Source organism: Moheibacter stercoris (assembly GCF_040545805.1).
Classification (GTDB): Bacteria; Bacteroidota; Bacteroidia; order Flavobacteriales; family Weeksellaceae; genus Moheibacter; species Moheibacter stercoris.
In genome coordinates, this window is sequence record NZ_JBEPMO010000007.1 from 34,450 (window position 1) to 53,279 (window position 18,830).

The 18,830-nt window shown below is 36.2% G+C and carries 12 protein-coding genes; 6 read left to right on the forward strand and 6 right to left on the reverse strand.

Features of this window, described 5'->3' with window-relative positions; genetic code table 11:
• Window positions 1-45: 45 nt before the first annotated feature.
• Entirely contained in the window at window positions 46-1,773 is a 1,728-nt protein-coding gene (locus tag ABID46_RS07340) for an SUMF1/EgtB/PvdO family nonheme iron enzyme (protein ID WP_354508593.1), read from the reverse strand.
• Window positions 1,774-1,932: 159 nt separating this feature from the next.
• Here ABID46_RS07340 and porU point away from each other — a divergent pair, with 159 nt between their 5' ends.
• Window positions 1,933-5,808, forward strand: a complete 3,876-nt coding sequence (gene porU / locus ABID46_RS07345; RefSeq protein WP_354508595.1) for a type IX secretion system sortase PorU — start codon at window positions 1,933-1,935, stop codon at window positions 5,806-5,808.
• A gap of 6 nt (window positions 5,809-5,814) precedes the next feature.
• Window positions 5,815-6,996, forward strand: a complete 1,182-nt coding sequence (gene porV, locus ABID46_RS07350; RefSeq protein ID WP_354508597.1) for a type IX secretion system outer membrane channel protein PorV — start codon at window positions 5,815-5,817, stop codon at window positions 6,994-6,996.
• A gap of 369 nt (window positions 6,997-7,365) precedes the next feature.
• Here porV and ABID46_RS07355 read toward each other — a convergent pair whose 3' ends face one another.
• A complete protein-coding gene (locus ABID46_RS07355) occupies window positions 7,366-9,633 on the reverse strand; it encodes an inorganic phosphate transporter (protein ID WP_354508599.1) in 2,268 nt (755 codons plus the stop codon).
• 268 nt (window positions 9,634-9,901) lie between these two features.
• Here ABID46_RS07355 and ABID46_RS07360 point away from each other — a divergent pair, with 268 nt between their 5' ends.
• From ABID46_RS07360 to ABID46_RS07375, 4 genes are all read left to right on the forward strand, one after another.
• On the forward strand, window positions 9,902-10,546 hold the full coding sequence (locus ABID46_RS07360) for a DUF47 domain-containing protein (RefSeq protein ID WP_354508601.1): 645 nt from the start codon (window positions 9,902-9,904) through the stop codon (window positions 10,544-10,546).
• Window positions 10,547-10,554: 8 nt separating this feature from the next.
• Window positions 10,555-11,619 carry an inorganic phosphate transporter gene (locus tag ABID46_RS07365; RefSeq protein ID WP_354508603.1) on the forward strand — a complete coding sequence of 355 codons (1,065 nt, stop codon included), beginning with the start codon at window positions 10,555-10,557 and terminating at the stop codon, window positions 11,617-11,619.
• 154 nt (window positions 11,620-11,773) lie between these two features.
• Window positions 11,774-12,310 carry an RNA polymerase sigma factor gene (locus ABID46_RS07370; RefSeq protein ID WP_354508605.1) on the forward strand — a complete coding sequence of 179 codons (537 nt, stop codon included), beginning with the start codon at window positions 11,774-11,776 and terminating at the stop codon, window positions 12,308-12,310.
• A 1-nt stretch (window position 12,311) separates the two neighbouring features.
• Entirely contained in the window at window positions 12,312-15,017 is a 2,706-nt protein-coding gene (locus ABID46_RS07375; protein WP_354508607.1) for a YfbK domain-containing protein, read from the forward strand.
• Between the two features lie 153 nt (window positions 15,018-15,170).
• Here ABID46_RS07375 and ABID46_RS07380 read toward each other — a convergent pair whose 3' ends face one another.
• From ABID46_RS07380 to ABID46_RS07395, 4 genes are all read right to left on the reverse strand, one after another.
• Entirely contained in the window at window positions 15,171-15,788 is a 618-nt protein-coding gene (locus ABID46_RS07380) for a DNA-3-methyladenine glycosylase family protein (RefSeq protein WP_354508609.1), read from the reverse strand.
• 267 nt (window positions 15,789-16,055) lie between these two features.
• Complete coding sequence (locus ABID46_RS07385) at window positions 16,056-16,925, reverse strand: ChaN family lipoprotein (protein ID WP_354508611.1); 870 nt, start codon at window positions 16,923-16,925, stop codon at window positions 16,056-16,058.
• A gap of 48 nt (window positions 16,926-16,973) precedes the next feature.
• Window positions 16,974-18,005 carry a hemin-degrading factor gene (locus ABID46_RS07390; RefSeq protein WP_354508613.1) on the reverse strand — a complete coding sequence of 344 codons (1,032 nt, stop codon included), beginning with the start codon at window positions 18,003-18,005 and terminating at the stop codon, window positions 16,974-16,976.
• A 59-nt stretch (window positions 18,006-18,064) separates the two neighbouring features.
• The gene (locus tag ABID46_RS07395) at window positions 18,065-18,796 is read right to left on the reverse strand and encodes a heme ABC transporter ATP-binding protein (RefSeq protein ID WP_435529325.1); all 732 of its coding nucleotides are present in this window, start codon (window positions 18,794-18,796) and stop codon (window positions 18,065-18,067) included.
• Window positions 18,797-18,830 lie beyond the last annotated feature (34 nt).

Here is an 18,830-nt window from a genome sequence, read left to right on the forward strand (position 1 = left end):
ATCAGATTTCTCAGATTGGGATAAGATTATTATATGTTTTTCAGATTATTTTGTACCTGATTTAGATCTGCTAGATTCGTGAGAACCTTGGTAATCTTGAGCAACGCGGAATCCAATCCAGCTTTTTGCTTCAGCTTGGTGCAAGAATCTTCTTTGTCCTGGATCCAACCAATAGATTGGGTCTCTCCATGAACCACCTTTCACAACGCGTACTTCGTCTGAAATTTGAGAAGTTCTTTGTTCATCTTCTTTTTCTAAGATAACACGACCTTTTTCGTCAACGTAGAATTTACGAGAAGGAGCGTTATACATTTCACCTGTTGTACTTGCAGGTCTTGAAGAACCACCCATGATGTTAGAAGAAGAATCAGTTGGCATTTCGATTACATTTCCTAAAGAATCTGTCATCACGTTTGAAGCAAAGGTTTCTGCCATGTCATCTTGTGGTCTTGGATTTAAAGAAGACATACGGTCACCATCACGGTAGTTAATGTTATCTTCTTCAATTTCTTTTTTGTATTTACCTGGTAAAGATTTGTACGTCAATTTACCATTGTTTAAGGTATCAAATTCAATATCGTCTTCATGTTTTGCGAAACCACCATTTTCATTGTCGATAGTCGTTTTGTAAACATTTCCACGGAAGTAGTTGAAATCATTTGCCTCATCATCGATGATTGGACGGTAAACATCAGCAGTCCATTCCGCAACGTTTCCGTACATACCGTACACACCAAATTCGTTTGATTGGTATTTTTTAACGTCACTTGTAATCGCTGAACCATCGTTTCCGTATCCACCGATTCCTGAATAGTCTCCACGTCCAACTTTGAAGTTAGCCATGTATTGTCCGCGATCTCTACCTTTTTGACCACGCAATTCATTTTGAACAACTGGTTTTCCTTTGTATTCGTTGTATTCTCTATCAGCAGGTAAAGCCAAAGCTGCATATTCCCATTCAGCTTCTGTTGGTAAACGGAATGGAGCAACTTCTAATGCTGTCGTAGAACGGTTTGCTTTTTGAATTCTTTGATTCGTAGATTTGATCAACGTCTGTTTTGCCAATCTTGTGGTGTCGATTGCATCTTTTACGTTGCTATCGCTGTTTTTGTAAGATTCAGCATCGAAATATTTTGAACCATAATTATATTCTTCGTTTGAATAATAATCTTTGCTCAAAATACCTTTATCCATCAATGCTTTTTCGTTTGCTCTGTCTGTTAACCAATCACAATAGTTGCTTGCTTGTAACCAAGTAACACCAACAACTGGGTAATAGCTAAATTCATTCGAGAACAAATAAGTTTCATTATCGAAATCATTACGAGATAATTTGTTGTTGAAAACTTCAGGGTCTGGAAGTGATCCTTCGTAGATGTGTTTGTATTGATCTTCTTCTGGTGGGAAAACAACTTTTAACCAAGTCAAATACTCACGGTACTGATAATTGGTAATTTCTGTTTCTCCAATGAAGAATGAACGAACTTGCATACGCTTTGGAGTATTATTCCAATCATGCATTACGTCATCTTTTACTAACCCCATGGTAAAGGATCCACCCTCAATGAATACCATTCCTGGCCATGCTTTAACTTTGGGTTTTTTCTTTCCGTTGAAAAACCAACCTTTTTGGTCGTTGGGTTTCCAACCTGTTGTACTGGTGAACTTCTTAGTACCACCACCTTTTTTTCTTCCGCCACCGCGACCTGTACAGCTCACGACAGTTAATGAAAATGCTACTAAAAGAATCGCTAAAATTCTACCCTTGTTCATATGTTACTATATGTTATTTCAACTATATTTTTCGAAAAACGATTTGCAAAGAAAACAAATTCTCGCGAATTCACAAACTTAACTCTGCCTATCTTTAACGTGGTTATTATTTTTTTATTGTGAGATAGAATATATTTGTCGAATTATCGTTAACACAACATGAAAAAATCCTTTCTGTTTTTATTGTTTTTATCGTTCATTTTAGGGAAATCCCAATCTATATCAATCGATTGGAACGGAGTGAAAGATATTTCTATCAATGAAACTGTTCAAAAAAAATTACCACATTTTAATAATGATGGTTATAGTTTATTGAATGATTTGCCGTATTTCACCCATTCGTATGAAGTTTCTGGTAAGGGAATTGTTCAAATTTCTAACATTCAATTTGCACCTGTAAATTCTAATGAAAGAGGTGAACTGAATATTTCGAATATTCCAACTTCTTTGGATTATCGAGCCAAAGTCAATCAAGCAGGTAGTCAATATTTTGTCACTGTTGGGATGAATCCTTTTGTGAAAGAAAACAATCAGATTAAGAAAGTTGTTTCATTTGATATCCAATTTCAACAAGGTGCAACTCCTGAATATGGAACGGATGAAACCATCGATCCCGCTACTACAAGTGTATTAAAATCGGGTAATTGGTACAAAATCAGAGTAAAGAAATCGGGGATTTTTAAATTGGATCGAAATTTTTTCCAACAACATAATATTCCTACGAATTTTGATCCGAGAACCTTGAAAATCTATGGAAATGGAGGAAAGATGTTGAATGAAAATCCGGGAGATTTCCGTTATGGAGCTTTACAAGAAAATGCTATCCAATTCAATGGAGAAGAAGATGGATCGTTTGATGCCAATGATGCCATTTACTTTTATGCGCAAGGTCCACATGATTGGACTCGTTTGCCCAATTCAACCTTAGAAAATTTACGTCATCGCTTTAATCAATATTCAGATTACGCGTACTACTTTATCAGTTTTGGAGGTTCACCAGGGAAACGTGTCCAAGATGTTTCCATCGAAGGAAATCCAATTCAGACTTTCAATCAATTTGATGAATATATTTTTCATGAAAAAGATTCCATTAGTTTGAACCAATTGGGAAAACAATGGGCGGGAGAATCCTTCAATTTGGAACCCAACCAATCTTTTACGCTTACAGGTTCTGCGCCTGCAGCAGGTGAGGCCTATGCATTGTTTAAATTGTTAGGAAAAGATGCTGGAGGAGTAAGCTATAATGTTTCAATAAATGGTACGACTTTACCAACTGGAACCTTTGGGCCAGGGGCTTTTGTAGATGTTCCTTTATTTACTAGTAATGGATTTCCTTTTACTGCTTCAGGAAATACTTTTACGTTTAATATTGCTATTGGGAATTCGTCCAATCCAGGATCATTTACCTTTTTGGATTATTTGGAAGTGAAATATTTGGCCAATTTGACGTTCAATGGAACCCAAATGAACTTTCGTCGATTACAAAATTTAAACGATGGAAATGTTTACGGATTTAGCTTGAATGGGCCTCAAAAAGTTTGGAATATTTCGGATATAACCAATGTGCAAAATGTCATCAGTTCTGGTGGAGTTTACAAATATCAATCGACAAGTCCTCATTTTTTAAATGAGTTCGTAGCATTCAATGAATCGGCTGCTTATACTCAAATCGAATATGTTGGTACAGTTGCCAATCAGGATTTGAGAAGTTATACAGATGTAGAATATATCGTTGTGACGCATCCTCAATTTTTAGGAGAGGCTGCAAGATTTGCCAACTTTAGACAACAAAATGACCAAATCAAAATTCAGGTTGTCACAACCGAACAAGTCTACAATGATTTTTCATCGGGTGCGCAAGATGTTTCGGGAATTCGTGATTTTTTCAAACATCTTCGTGATACAGGAAATCCTTTGAAATACATTTTGATGTTTGGTGGTGCTTCATTTGATTACAAAGATCGAATTCAAAATAATTCCAATTTCGTTCCTTCCTATATTAGTTTTAACTCCAAAGATTTGGATGGTTCTTTTGTGAGCGATGATTATTTTACCATGTTGGACAATTCCGATGAAATTTTGACAAACATTGATCGTCCAAGTGAATTTAAAACAGGTGGAGTTGGGAACCAAATGGATGTAGCAATTGGAAGATTTCCAGCGCATGATTTAACAGAGATGAAAATTATGGTTGATAAAACCATCTCTTATTATAACAAATTACCAAACCAAGGAACTTCTTTTGGAGATTGGAAAACCAAAATTTTATTGGTGGTGGATGATGATAAGGATGGTGGACCACCATTCCATCAAGTGGTAGAAAATAGTTCTGCACAATTCATTCAACAAAATATTCCATATGCTACCTTGAAAAAAGGATATTTGGATGCCTATGTACAAGAAGGAACTTCGGCCGGTCCACGTTACCCTGCTGTTAATCAATTAATTTCCAATTCTTTTAACTTAGGAAGCTCACTTATTGTTTATTTTGGACATGGAGGGCCTCGTAGTTGGGCGCAAGAAAGGGTAATTACCTATGAAGAAATCAATAATTTCTCCAACTATACAGGATTATTCTCAAGATTACCAGTTGTTATGACGATTACCTGCGAATTTACCGTTTGGGATTTACCATATTTGCCATCGGCAGGTGTCTATATGTTCAAGGCTCCTTTGGGTGGTGCAGCTGCTATGGTCACCACAAGTAGACCTGTTGGAGTATTTTTTGGAGGTGAATTCAATGAAAAAATTGTAGAAGAAGTATTGACGGTCGAGGGAAATAAATACCAAGCACTTGGAACAGCCTTAACCAAAGCAAAAATTAATCAAAATTCACCATTTGGATTGAAGATTAATTTATTGGGTGACCCTATGTTGAGTATAGCAAAACCACCTCGTGAATTGCGTATAACCAAAATCAACGGGGAAGATGCGAGTACCTTTACGGGAACTTTACGCGCGATGGATTTTGTTGAAATTGAAGGAGAAGTGTTGAATGTTCAAGGAACCCAACGTGACGTTTCCTTTAACGGAAAAGCCAATGGAACTTTGTTTGACAAGCCTGTTAACAAATCAACCTTGAACAATGACGGAGGCATGGGTGTGATGAATTTCCAAGAACAAGTGAATTCGATTTTCAAAGGAGGAACCAATGTGACCAATGGAGAATTTAAATTTCAATTCTACATTCCAAAAGACATCAATTATGAAGTCGGCGAAGGAAAATTCGTTGTATATGCTCATAACAATGTGACCGATGGCGTTACCTACCAACATGTAATGGTCGGTGATCAAAATCCTGAAGGTTTAAATGATGACAAAGGTCCTACTATCGGTTTGTATATGAATAATTTGAATTTTGTGGACGGTGGCATCACCAATAAAAATCCGTATTTATTGGCTTGTTTGGTAGATGACACTGGGATCAACACGAGTGGAATTGCCATAGGACATGATATTACGGCAGTTTTGGATCAAAATTTAGAAGGAACTTATGTATTGAACGAATATTATGAAGGTGGTGATAATAATCCATGTACCAACCCTCAAGTTTTGGATTACCAAAAGGGTCAAGTCATGTACCGTTTAAGCAATTTGGAACTGGGGAACCATCAAATTGTTTTCAAAGCATGGGATATTAACAATAATTCTTCTGAACAAACGTTAGATTTCGTAGTGATGCATGAAGGGTCTCAGTCCATTTACATTGACAAATTATTGAACTGGCCCAACCCTTTTACCAATCAAACCTATTTCCACTTTGAGCACAATTGTGATTCTGAATTGGAAGTCATGGTCCAAATTTTTACCGTATCTGGAAAATTGGTAAAGACCATACGTCAGCCCGTTTCAGCAGAACCTTGGAGAGAGGGTTACCGCACTGGAAGATTTGCAATTCCATGGGATGGATTGGATGATTTTGGTGATAAAATTGGAAAAGGTGTGTATATTTACCGCGTCACAGCGAGAGGTGTGAATCCTGATGTATGTAAAGGATCGGCCACAGCAGTAGAAAAACTAGTGATATTAAAATAGATGATAATGAATATTAAGAAACTTACGATTGGATGTTTACTACTAGCTTCTGTAGGAACATTTGCGCAAGAACAAGATCAGCCCAATCCTGTATTGACAGGAGCCCCGTTTTTACGTGTTTCACCAGATGCAAGAGCTGGTGCGTTAGGAGACATGGGTGCAGCTACTTCGGCTGATGCGTTTTCACAATATTGGAACCCTGCTAAATATGCATTTAGCCGTAGCCATTCTGGAGTAGCATTGTCTTATACTCCTTATATGAGTAGTATTACCGATGATGTGTTCTTATTAAATGCATCTTTTTATACCTTTTTGGGTCAAGATGAAAGAAGTACCTTATCGGCAAGTTTATACTATTTCAATATTGGAGAAATTGACTTAACAGAAATCGTGGGTACAGACATCGTTTCTAACGGAACAGCAAAACCCAACGAATTCGCATTTGATTTGTCTTATGGTTTACGTTTGACAGATAATTATAGTATGGCGGTAACAGGACGTTTCATTCGTTCCGATTTATTCAACAACGTTCCCGATCAAACCGTTCAACCAGCCAACACATTTTCTGCAGGTGTTTCTGGTTTCTATCAGACGCCAAGACACCAATGGAACAATTTTGAAGGTCGTTTAAGAGCAGGTTTCAACATTAGCGATATTGGACCAAAATTGGATTATTCCAATTCAGAAGACAATGCTGCTTATTTGCCAACCAATTTACGAATTGGAGCTGGATATGATTTCTTCTTAGATGAATACAACACCGTAGCTATTACCTTGGAAACGTCCAAATTATTGGTTCCAACTCCTCAATACATTGTCAATGATAGTACAGGTTTGGTGACTGGAAAATATATTCCAAACAAAGGGGTTGTGGAAGGGATGTTTAGTTCATTTGGTGATGCTCCAGGCGGATTTAGCGAAGAATTGAAAGAGTTTACATGGAGTGCTTCTGCCGAATATTCATACAATGATGTATTATTTGTTCGTGCTGGTTATTTCCATGAGAGTCCTATGAAAGGAGATCGCCAACACTTGACGTTGGGAGCAGGTTTGAAATACAATGCATTCGGACTAGACTTCTCGTATTTGTTGCCAATGTCTGATACCAACAATGCCTTGGAAAATACCCTACGATTTGCCCTTACATGGGAATTTGGAGGAGAAACATCCAATAATTACGATTATTAATTTCTGTTATATTTAATAAGAAAGCCTGAACAAATTCGTTTGTTCAGGCTTTTTTGTTTTCATTCTCTAGGATAATTGGATATGGTAGGTAGAATTCAACTAGCATACTAAAATCTATATTTCTTAACTTCTAAATTCAGTTAGTAGGTAAAGTAATGATCGTTGCTTACCTATTCAAATTCTAGTTTAATTCGTGTAAGAAAAATGAAAAGATTTTTAAGTTCTGAATTCGGAAAATACTTGAACCAATCCAAAATTTAAGCAGGTATAAATTGAATTGAATGAATGAAAAAGCCCGAATAGAATTAATCTGTTCAGGCTTTTTTAATTTATTATAAAAAGTATAATGAACTACTTGAAATCTATTGTTTAGATTTCTTTTGAATCATTGGCAATGCTATCTTGTTGCTTTTTGTACATTTTAGAGATACGCATCAAAACGGCTTGAATATCGCGACTTTGTAGTAGGATGTTGGTTTGGAAAAAGCTTTGTTTAACACCCATTTTTTCATTTTGAATATCCAAAATCTGTTTTTCCAATTTCTGGTTGATGAAATCACGAACTGAATTTCTTTCTTCAATTAATTTTTCAAACGATGCGATATCTTCATTTTCAATATAAACATACGCAGAGTTGAAAAGTGAATTCATTTTCTCTTCTAATTCATTCAACAATAGAATGAAATTTCGGGTTGGCATTTTGTGTAGATTCTTCACATAATTCAAACTTTCATCGCTTAAAACCTGATTGGATTGAATGATGTCATGAATCAAATCACTACTGTAAACAAGCGTTTTGGCAAGTCCAACTTGATCTGTTTTTAAATTTCGGATGAATTTCAAACTTTTGTTTCGAAGTTTTCTGGAATAATCCTCCAACTCATTCAAATTCTTATTGGCTGCTTTCAATATTTTCTTATCGCCCAATTGAATTCCTTCCAAAACGCTGTTGTAATTGTTTTTGACATCGGAAATGATGTTCAAAGTCATCGTTTTATGAGTTTGGATAATGTCGATATCGTTCTCGTCAAGCAATAATAATTTTTCATTTTTCATTTTAGAAAGTTTCTCTTTTCTTGAAAAAGAAACATGTGAAATGATGTTGTAGAAAATAACCGTAAGTACAAGCAAAACAAGCCCTACAGTTCCTCCTTTATACAAGATGAAAGCAAAAATAGCTGCGACCGAAAAGGCAATCAAGGCAGTGATAAACCATCCTCCAATAACACTCATCACACCAGCTACACGATAAACAGCACTTTCTCTACCCCAAGCTTTGTCGGCCAGTGAGCTACCCATTGCTACCATAAACGTGACATAAGTTGTAGATAAAGGTAATTTTAGAGAAGTTGCCCAGGCAATTAAAACAGATGCAATGATCAAGTTAGATGAAGCACGAACCAAATCAAATGCAGTAGATTCTTGGGTATTGGTTGCATGTCTCAATTTGCTTTTTTCGAAACTTAAATCATAGCTGCGACGTACTTTTTCTGGAATCAAAACATTCAACAAGCTACCTAAACGCATGGAAGTTCGAACGATGTTTCTTGACATTTCGTTGGGTTTGAATCTTTCTTCTCCTTCATCTTGTCGAGAAAGATTTACCTCGGTTTCCGTTACTTTTTTCGCCTTGGCACTTAGCCAAATAGTCAATCCCATGACAATACCAGCAATAAGCAACATATAATTCGGAACAATGACATCGTTTCCTGCCAAATAAGTTTGATATAAACTTTCTGGAGCTACTCCTGAAGCTTGCCAATTTTCGAATGCTAAAAATCCGGTAATAGGAACTCCAATGAAATTGACAAGGTCGTTTCCTGCAAAGGCCATAGCCAAAGAGAAAGTACCCGCCAACACCACGATTTTTAACGGATTGACTTTGGCGAATTTATATACGATGAAACAAATAAGGGTATTGATTGCCAATATTCCTAGCATTAATGGCCATGTATATAAATCAATCCATTCTTTGGCATTCTCACTTAAAATTGTGGTTCCTTTCATTCCCTTGATCAAAAGGAAATAAACAATCGTAGTTAAACCAAGACCTGCATAAAAAGGTCCGATTTTACTCAATCGTTTTTGATAATTAAAAGTGAATGCATAACGAGTTGCATAGTGAATGATCGCACCCGAAGTAAATGCAATTATAATAGAAAGAAATATTCCGGAAATAATCGATCGTGTACTTTCAAAATTGATGTATTTAAAGGCTTCATTAATCGCTGCATTTTGGTCAAAGGTCATTAAGAGTCCTACCATAAGTGACGCTCCCAATAATTCGAAAACAATGGAAACGGTTGTGGAAGTAGGAAGTCCCATGGTGTTGAAAATATCCAGCAAAATGATGTCCGTTAGCATAACCGCTAAAAAGACAAAAAGAATTTTATCAAATGTGAAAAATTCCGGATGAAAAATTCCTTTTCTTGCGATTTCCATAATGCCGCTTGAGAACATCGAGCCTATGATAATTCCACATATTGCAACGATAAGAATTACCTTATAAGGCGCAGCTTTTGACCCAATTGCTGAATTTAAGAAATTCACTGCGTCATTACTCACGCCCACAATTAAATCTGCTATTGCCAGTATGAATAACAGAGTGATAATAATTAATATAATTTCAACTGTCATGAGAAATTTTTTGCAAATTTAAGTCAAGGTTATTTAAATACTAATAGTTCACAGCGAAACCCATCATTCGTAACATTTAAATAATATTGGTTACCAACATTAGCTCATTGAATTTTATGTAAATTAACTGATTATTAGTGAATTATTTGTGGGAAAATCGATAATTTCATTTTCATTAATTTTGTTAATAATCTGATATTAAGGCGGCTTGATTTAACAATGAGTTAACATAGAGATTCCTAAATTTGCGCATTCTTAAAATAGAAATATGTCATTAAATAGTATTTTACAATTTTTGGTTCCAAAGGACAAGAAATTTTTTCCATTGTTTCATCAACATGCTCAAATCTTGGTAGATATGGCAACGACATTACATGAAGCAGTAAATGTAAAACAAGAAGAGAGAGAACCATTCTTCAATAAATTAGGAGAATTAGAAGTAGAAAGTGAGAAATTAATGGCAACTGTTAATTTTGAATTGAGTAAAAACTTCTTAACACCATTTGACCGCGAAGACATTTATGCTTTGACCAGTAAAATGAATGAAGTGACAGATTATATTGACGGAAGTGCAAGTCGTATGAGATTGTACCAAGTTGACAAGGTAAAGAAATCCATTCGTAAAATTACAGAAGCGAATTTGGAAGCTTGTCAGCAAATTCAAAAAGCCATCAAATCTTTAGAAGGCTTCAAAGATTTGAAAGCCGTTTTAAAATCTTGTGAGAAAATCAACAAATTGGAAAACAAAGTAGACAACATTTATGACAAGGAGATCTACGAAATTTTCAATGAAAACGAAAACGTTAAAGAAATCATTAAATACAAAGAAGTATTTTCAGCTCTTGAAACAACGACTGACAAATGTAAATATGTGGCAGACGTTTTAGAAGGGATTTCAGTTAAACATTCTTAAGACTTTAGATGGAACCACAATTAATACTATTGATAGTCATCATAGTCTTAGCACTTGTATTTGACTTTATCAACGGATTTCACGACGCTGCAAATTCAATCGCTACAATTGTAGCGACTCGAGTTTTGACCCCTTTTCAAGCTGTTTTATGGGCTGCATCATTTAACTTCGCAGCTTATTTCATCTCACTTTATTGGATTGGAGAATTTAAAATTGGTAATACCATTGCACGATCGGTCAACGAAAATTTTATCACGCTAGAAGTTATTCTTGCGGGGATCATAGCCGCCATTATTTGGAATTTATTGACCTGGTGGTTTGGGATTCCTTCTTCCTCATCTCATACCTTACTAGGTGGATTTATGGGTGCAGCAGTTGCTCACGCAGGAGCTTTGGCGCAAGATGGAGTAGATGTGATCAACTATGTAAAGGTTTTACCAGTATTCTTGTTTATCTTTCTCGCACCAATGATTGGGATGATGATTGCCTATTTCTTGACTATTCTCATCATGAATATATGCCGTCGATCCAACCATAAAAAGGCGGAAAAATGGTTCAAAAGATTGCAGTTGGTATCTTCAGCTTTGTTCAGTTTAGGGCACGGAGGTAACGATGCGCAAAAGGTAATGGGTATCATTGGAGCAGCGGTAATTTTCTATCACGTAGATGCAGGTCATGCCGATTGGATCAATCATCCAAATCAGTTCAACTATTTCGTACAAGAATGGGGTTGGGTACCTTTTGTTTCCTTCTTGGTAATTGGTTTAGGAACCATGTCTGGCGGATGGAAAATTGTGAAAACAATGGGAACCAAAATTACCAAAGTAACGCCATTAGAAGGTGTAGCAGCTGAATCAGCAGGTGCGATGACCTTATATTTATCGGAATTTTTAGGAATTCCAGTTTCAACAACGCACACGATTACCGGTTCTATCATCGGGGTGGGAATCACCAAACGTGTTTCTGCAGTTCGTTGGGGAGTAACGATCAACCTTTTATGGGCTTGGATTTTAACCATTCCAGTTTCGGCTTTGATTGCAGCCTTGATTTATTATTTTATTCAACTATTCTAACGAATAAATAACAATATCCAAAATACCCTTTCAAACGAGAGGGTATTTTTTTATGCCTGAATTTCTGATATTTCCAAAATGAAATGAAATATTTTTTACCTTCTCCCAACCTTTGGAGATAAATAGCTCTCTATATAGGTAGAAACCTGTCACTATGGACGTAAAAATTCTACAACTATGTATCCAAAAAGATCGAAATGCCCAGCGGCATTTGTACGATGCTATTTATCCGAAACTACATTTTATATGTAAACGCTACCTGAAAGCCAGAGAAGATCAAGAAGAAGCAATGGCCGATGCTTTTATGACCATCTTTACCAAATTGGACCAATTGAAAGATTCAAATGCTTTTCATGCATGGAGCAAACGAATCATGGTCAACCAATGTCTGGCTTACCTTAAGAAAAAAGTGGATTTTGAAATAACAATAGATGAAAATCAATCCGAAATTTCTTTGACGAATTGGGAGTTTGCCGATTCACTCGAAATGGAAGATCTAATGGGTTTGCTCGAGAAAATCCCAGACGGATGCAAAACGATTTTCAATCTATTTGTCGTAGAAGGTTTTTCGCACAAAGAAATTGCCGAGGAACTCAACATTTCGGTTGGGACTTCCAAATCGCAGTTAAACGTTGCGAAAACCAAACTACAAGATTTAGTCAATGTGTATTACTTTTCAAAAGCCAATTAAAATGAAAGATTCAAACAAATTAGAAACGATATTCCAAAAATTAGAAGCGGGAGAATCTCGCGACCTTTTAAGCAAAGAAAACATTTGGGATAAACTCGAACAGAAATTAGATACCGAACCCAAACAAGAAAACAAAAAAGTCATTGCTTTTCCTTGGTGGAAATCCATCGGAATTGCTGCATCTCTTGCGTTGATTCTTGGACTCGGATATTGGTTGATGCAAAACCAATCCGATCAAAATTCTACGACTCAATCAATTCCAGAAATGGTGAAGTTAGAAGAGCTTCCAACTGAAATTCAACCAATTGAAATGGAGGATTCAGAAGAAATCATTCCAACCAATGAAGCAGAGATTGTTCAATCTGACCAAGAGAAATTCGTTCCAAAGCCAACAAAAGATGTTGAGATTAGTGAACAATTGGAACCCCAAATTGTTCAAAATTCAAGAACAACTGATTCCGAAGGTGTCTTCATAGGCGATAGAATTAAAAAACAAAATGTAGACGTAGATGATTCAAATTCTACTTTTTCAACAGAACCAGAAATCATTCAATTGACAAAAGTTTTACCTGAATCTAAACCTATGACTACAATCAAAGGTTTTTTAGAAGATGAGTATGGACCAATCGGAGATGCTGAAGTTAGCATCAAGGGAAAAAATCTTACCACCATTACGGACGGAAGTGGGAAATTTGATATTGCAGCAAATATTGGAGATGTCCTTGTTGTTACAGACTTGATGGGAATAACAGAAGAATTTCCTGTTACCAAAGACAATTTAGGAAGATTAAAATTTGGTCAAACGGTTGCATTACAAAAAGTGGTATTAATTGGTGGTATTAAAATGGATTCTGCGCAGCAAGTAGGTTCTTATTCTGTTGTAAAATCAGAAGACATTAAATCCAAAGGCTATAATTCTACCAATACCCAACCCATTGCTTCCATCGAACAAGCTTTGGCTGGAAGAGTTGCTGGTATTCAAATTACGCCACAAAATGGTCAACCTGGTACTACAAATAAAGTCGCAATACGAGGTGTTAGTTCACTTAACAATATGCAAAATCCTTTGTACGTCATAGATGGAATTGTGGTAAAAGCAGGAAATTTGAATAATATTGATCCCAACATAATTAAAGAAGTTACCGTTTTAAAGGATGCTTCTGCTACAGCCTTATATGGTGCACGCGCCGCAAACGGTGTCATTATCATCAATACCAAAAAGGGACTTTCCAGAAAAGAACGCCGTGAATTGGAAAAGTTAATGGAAAAACAAGGCAATCAAATTCCAATTCCACCAGTGGAAGTGAACAATGAGGAATTTTCCTCTTTCATCGAAAACAAATTCGAAAGCCCAAAAATGAATCCGCTTTCTACTTTTTCTGTAGATGTTGACAAAGCAGCTTATTCCAACATCAGACGTATGTTGAACAATGGTCAAAAAGTTCCCAAAGATGCCGTGCGAATCGAAGAAATGATCAATTATTTCTCGTATAAATATCCGCAACCCCAAGGTCAGCATCCGTTTTTAATAAATACTGAATACAGCGAAGCGCCTTGGAATCCTGGACATAAATTGGTCAAAATTGGTTTACAAGGAAAAAATCTTCCAGTTGAAAGTTTGCCGAATTCTAACTTGGTTTTTCTTATCGATGTTTCGGGGTCGATGAATGATAGCAACAAATTGCCTTTGCTGAAAAAGTCTTTCGAACTTTTGGTCAACAACCTTCGAGATAAAGACAAAGTTTCGATTGTAGTTTATGCAGGCGCAGCCGGAATGGTTTTGCCGCCAACTTCAGGAGCCGAGAAAACCAAGATTTTAGATGCCTTGAACAATCTTTCTGCGGGCGGAAGTACTGCAGGTGCAGCCGGAATTGAATTGGCCTATCAATTGGCAGAAGAAAATTTCATCAAAGGTGGAAACAACCGTGTGATTCTCGCTACAGATGGCGATTTCAATGTCGGAACTTCTGCGGTAATGGATTTGGAAACTTTGATCGCTGAAAAACGCAAAACAGGTATCTTCTTGACATGTTTGGGCTATGGAATGGGCAATTACAAGGACAATCGTATGGAAACCCTTGCCAACAAAGGAAATGGAAATTATGCTTACATCGATAATTTGCAAGAAGCCAATAAATTTTTGGTGAAGGAATTTTCGGGAACCCTTTATACAATCGCGAAGGATGTAAAAATTCAAATTGAATTCAATCCGAATTTGGTGCAAGCTTATCGTTTGATTGGATATGAAACTAGAAAATTAAACGACGAAGATTTTGTTAACGATGCGATTGATGCAGGTGAAATAGGTGCAGGACATCAAGTAACTGCTTTGTATGAAATCATTCCGATGGGTACTCAGACGAATTATGTGGAGAAACCACAAGATTTGAAATATTCGAATTATACAGCCAATGCAGAATTTCAAAACGAATTGGCAACGGTAAAATTCCGATACAAAAAAACAGATGGTGAAAAAAGTATTGAAATCGTTCAACCGATTTCCAATCATAGTTCATCTTTAACTCAAGCTTCGGAAGATTTCAAATTTGCGAGTGCTGTTGCTTGGTTCGGATTGAAATTACGCGATTCCGAATTCATCCAAAACAAAGAAACCAAAGCCATTTCCGATTTCGCGAAACAAGCCGTTGGCAATGATCCAGAAGGATACAAAGCAGAATTCATCCGCTTGGTTGAATTGGTGAAATAGAAATTTTTTTTTCAGTCTTGTCAAGGTTTTGAACCTTGGCAAGGCTATTTACCTAGAAAATAGTTAGGTGTCATGCTGCTTGTCGAAGCATAGTTCATAAATTCGAAAGAATCATTATACAATTTTAATGACCCTTTCGAAAGTTTTTTTTTTTTAATATTCCGCAGTTCTACCTCGTTTCTTTAAATAATAATGCCACATAAAATAGGTTCCCAAAGATCGGTTGGGGCGCCAATTTTCTGCAATCTGACTGATTTCATCTATAGTTGAAACTAGATACAATTCTTTGATGGAATTTCGAATCGCAATATCCCCAATGGGGAAAATATCTTTTTGCTGTAAACAAAAGAGAAGATAAATTTCAGTTGTCCAATTTCCGATTCCTTTTATGGAAGTTAAAATTTCACGGATTGTATTTTCATCTGAATGATTCAATTCCTTAAAATTTAGTTTACCTGAAATGACTGCTTTAGAAATTTCCTTTAAATAGATTGATTTCTGTCGACTGATTTGGCAATTCCGCATTTCTACATCAGTCAATTTCAAAATATTCTCAGGTGTGAATTCTCCTATATATTCCTTTAATTTTAAAAAATGTGCTTTGGCTGATGCTAAACTTACTTGTTGTTCTAGGATGATTTTAGCAAGTGAAATAAAATTCGCTTCCCGTTTCCAATTGGGTGGAACGCCAAATTCCGAATAGATAAAACGAATTTTTTCATCTTTATCCAAAAGAATTTGTAAATCTTGATCATTCACTATTTTATTCATAAAAATTACAAGTTGTCTTAAATAATTCAAGCCTTGACAAAGCTATTTGTCTATTATATAATTTCATGTCAAGTTGAGCATGTTGAAGCATGATTCATTCTCTTTCAAATGATTTTCTTCTTGCGGCCTCTGCGAACTCTTTGCGCTCTCTGCAGTAAAAAAAAACACCTAAACTTGTTAATCTGTGACATCTGCAGTTTACTCTGAGGCGTCTACAGTTTAATCTTTATTGTCTTCACTCACAACTTAAAACCTAGAACGTATAGCTTAATACGTCTTCGTCATATCTGCCGGAAAAACCAAGTTATATTCCGTCGGTTTATAGTTTTCTTTGGGTGTAGGTAAATTCGGATTTTCTGATTCGAAAACAGAAATCACCGCAATTTTTAACTTTGGATTCGCTTTTTTCAGGTACCAATAAATTCCTCCATATTCTTTGCTATGGTAATCTCCGTGGTAATGCAGAAATAATTTCCCCGATTGGTACGCATTCAAAATGGATTCTGCCATTGTGGCGTCTTTTACTGCTTGAGCCGCTACGAAATTCATTGCATTGGGTCCGGCGTGATCGCCCATCATTTCCATCATTTCGGGATAGCCAGGTGTATCTAGTGTTACTTCTACGGGAAGTTTCATCATCCAAGCTTTTTCCTTTTGGGTAACAGTATTCAAACTATCCAATCCTTTTTTGGCAACAATCGAAGCATAGCGACGTGGAATATTCGTAGCAATAAATTCCAATTTGTGCGTTTTGGCAAAATCAACGAGAGGTTTGTAATCGGTCGTGAAATTATTCCACAATCGCATGGAGTCCTTCAATACCTTTTCGTCTAATTCACCTGCTATATATTTATTGAGTTGAGATTGATTGTCGCGTTCAAACATTTCGGCACCCAAAATTAGTTTTCCATTGGTTTTCTTGTACAATTCTTTGGTGAGTTGTAATTGCAACCAATGGTTGATGGAATTATTATGATGTTCGCCAAACAAAACAATATCGTATTGGCTTAGCTCATTAACCATTTTGGAAAATTTCACTTCTTTTCCTTTTTGGTTGTAAAATTTATAAGCGGGTAAATCTTGTCCAAATACAAAAGTGGTTGACAAAAAACAAAGGAATGCGATTAATTTTTTCATAGTTCTAATTTAAAAAGAAACCCCATTCAAAATGAGGTTTCATATTTTTTATGCTTCTAATTCTGCTACTAAATTTCTCCAAGTTTCCAATTCAGGAATTCCAGGTTTTCTTTTTCCAAAGAATTGAACGATGATTTCGCCTTCTTTGTTGAATACTTCGATTGCTGTAACCATTCCGTCTTCAGTTGGTTTGCGAACCACCCAAGTTTCAGCAATTCGAGTCGTGTCCAAATGTAGATTGAAATTTGGGTCCATCACATTGATCCACGGTCCGTGCCACATTACTTTTTTGACATTTCCTGTGTGGATTTGGATGTTTCCTCTATTTCCAACGAAAACCATAATTGGTAAATCACGAGCAGAAGCTTGTTCCAACATCGTCACTACTTTTTCGTTGTCGATTTTTTTCGCAAAAGTCGTGTCTGGCGCCAAACGCAAAGCTTGGGTTCTGCTCACACCAAATTTGCGCATCATCATAAAGAAATCGTGCGTATCTTTTAATTCTTTCCAAGCAGTTTGAAAACCTTCGATATCAATTTCGGAGTCTGGTTTTTCTTCGGCTTTAGGGGCAATAGCTTCCGTTTGCATTCCTGGGTTTTGTTCTTCTGCTTTGAATTTCTCCACTAAAGTGTCGAAAGCTGCTTCGTTACTGTCTTTCGTTAAATAGATTTTGTGGATAGCCATACCGTCTTTTCCGAAAAATTGTATGGATTTTTTGTCGCCTTCAACAACTGCAAAAGCATATTTCCAATGCGTTCCGAAAATACGTAAATCGATGTCTTCACCTACAAACAATTGTGCGTGCGGACTGCTGAAATCAGGATTTAAATAAACTCCTTTACGCTCGTGTACACATTCATCATTGCGTGTTAACGCCATTACTTTCCCAAGAGATTCAACTTCGGTTAGAATTCCAGCAAAATCGGGTTTTAAAACTGTTACATAGTCACCTACTTGGGTAGAAATCAATTCACCTTCACTAACGCCCAAAGCATCTGCTGCGTTACGAATGCGCATTTGGGGTTGCTCTGTTTTCAAAGCCTCCCACTTTTCTTTTAATGTATCGATGGTTGTATTCATGTTTTTTCTTATTATATAATGTATAAATGTATAATGTCTCGTTCTTTAAGTCTAAGTAATTAATTTCCAAATATAATCATTGGATTTTTTGTTAAGGGATGTTTGCAAATTGCGCAAGGAAAATTATAGGTATCACTGATTGTTTTTTCTTCGAATACTTCTTCTGGTTTGCCATGCGAAACCACTTTACCGTTTTTCATCAACAAAATTCGATCGGCAAATTGCGCTGCCAAATTCAAATCATGCATCACCACAATAGCCGAGTTTTCTTTTTTAGTAAAATCTTTCAATGTTTGCAAAGCTTTGTATTGATGTTTCACATCTAAATTATTCAAAGGTTCATCCAAAAACATCAATTTTTGATGAATGTCATTTTTTAATTGTGCCAAAACTCGCGCCAAATGTACCCTTTGTTTTTCACCACCAGAAAGCGTATTGTATTCACGATCTTTCAAATGGGTTACATCGGTTTCCGACATAGATTCATCAACAGCCAAAAAATCAACTTGAGATGGAGTCGAATGAAAGTAGGGATAACGTCCCATCATTACGACATCTTTTACGACCAAAGTAATTTCTGCGGGATTATGTTGAGAAAATTTCGCTTTATTATGAGCTAAATCTTTTAAATTCCATTGTTTAAATTCTTTCTCTTTGAACAAAACATCTTTTGGATTGACAATAGAAATTTCATTGGCCAACACACTTAAAAGAGTTGATTTTCCTGCGCCATTTGGGCCAACGATGGCTAAAAATTCCCCGAATTCAACTGTCAAATTTATCTCATTCAATATGGGAAAATTCTTATGAGAATAGGTTATGTTA